At 31.8% G+C, this 1,533-nt stretch carries 1 protein-coding gene; it reads right to left on the minus strand.

The window, feature by feature from the left end; all coding sequences use genetic code 11:
- Positions 1-138: 138 nt before the first annotated feature.
- Positions 139-1,317 carry a phage integrase SAM-like domain-containing protein gene (locus tag HMPREF9007_RS00150; RefSeq protein WP_008763909.1) on the minus strand — a complete coding sequence of 393 codons (1,179 nt, stop codon included), beginning with the start codon at positions 1,315-1,317 and terminating at the stop codon, positions 139-141.
- Positions 1,318-1,533 lie beyond the last annotated feature (216 nt).

A 1,533-nucleotide genomic window follows, 5' to 3' on the forward strand; every position in this document is an offset into this window, starting at 1 on the left:
AATGATAGAGAGTCAAAAGTCTGTTTGTGAGCATGTTATAAAAAGCGTGAGATTGCCTTTAGACAATTAAAAAGCAACTAAAATGATAGGAAGTAGTTATTCTGAAATCAAATCGATATACCTTACAGCAGAGCAAAGTTATAATAATTGGTCCAATATTTCCCTGAATACTTTATCTGCATGTTCTTGCATTATTTTTATATAATTAAAAATAGGGCGATTACTTTTCATACTATGCCCTATACAGTATTCTATTTTCTCAATTTGTATCCCCAAATTATACCCATGTTGTGCAAATGTTTTTCGAGCAGAGTAATAAGTAACCTTCTTTTTTATACCAGACATCTCTGCTACCTTATTTATATTACGAAAAATTAAACTGTATACCTGTTTATAAGATAAATATTTTCCAAATCTCAGTTCACCTTCCTTCGTCAAATATCTATTAAGAATCTCTTTTGCCTCAGGCTGCAAAGAAAATGCTATTTCATTTATTCCTTTTTTTCTGTTACGAGTTTTATGGCGTACATATCTTATATAATCTTTATCTTTAAAATTGTATTCCAATAAATCCTTCAGATTAATCCCGCCTAAATAATAAGTAAGCATAAAAATATCTCTGGTAATACTTAAGGAAGATTTCAGAAACATTGTATCTCTAATACTTTTCAGTTCATCTACTGACAAATCAAGATCCCTAATATTACATTCCGGCATTTTAAAAAGAACAAAGGGGTGAATATGATAAGTCACATAGTTCATTTTACTTGCATAATTCAATATAACTTTTATCAGAGTGAGATAGATTCTTATAGTCGTATCAGTTAACCCTTCCTTATACAGATTTTCTGCGAACTCTTGTACATGAAGAGGGGTGAGTTGGATTAACGGAAAGTCGCCCTTCATATATTTAATAAACCTCTCGCTTGCTATTTTATATAGGCTATAAGATTTATGTCTTTCTTCCCCTGCCATAAAACTTAAGTATTCTCTTGCTATTGTCTGGAAAGTTATTCCTTTCTTTTTCTGTTCATAGGTAATAATATGTATTAGTTCAGTACACGAAATTGTAGACAAATAGCCAATGGAAGCAAGAATTTCCTCGTATTCATCGATAATCCTTCGCAAACATGAGTTTATGTTTGCTGCATTTTCGTGTCTTATTACTCTGCCATTTTTTAGCTGACTTGCGGAATCCAATGTAAATTGAGTAGGAATGTATCTGGTCTTAGACCGATGCGCTACTGCTATCCTTATCCGATGTCTGCCATTTGCCAACTTCTTAGTTGGCACAATTACAATTGAAAAATTTGCCATATTGCTTTTAGGGTTTTGTTTTATAAATAACTATTCTCCATACAACGAAAAAGGAATAAAATCCTCTCTGAACACTCTTTCTTAATAAAAAAATGGATTCATTGCATGGATTTTCGTGCAAAAGACGGTATTTTCCATGCTTTTGTACGATTCTTCATTGGTATTTCTTCACTAACTCCTTATGTTTGCAACAGTTTTTCACAGGTATTTATAATA

Source organism: Bacteroides sp. 1_1_14, from assembly GCF_000162515.1.
Taxonomy (GTDB): Bacteria; Bacteroidota; Bacteroidia; order Bacteroidales; family Bacteroidaceae; genus Bacteroides; species Bacteroides thetaiotaomicron.

Bases quoted from the DNA above. Each gene is read 5' to 3' on its own strand.
- HMPREF9007_RS00150 (WP_008763909.1), bottom strand. From the start codon at position 1,317: ATGGCAAATTTTTCAATTGTAATTGTGCCAACTAAGAAGTTGGCAAAT.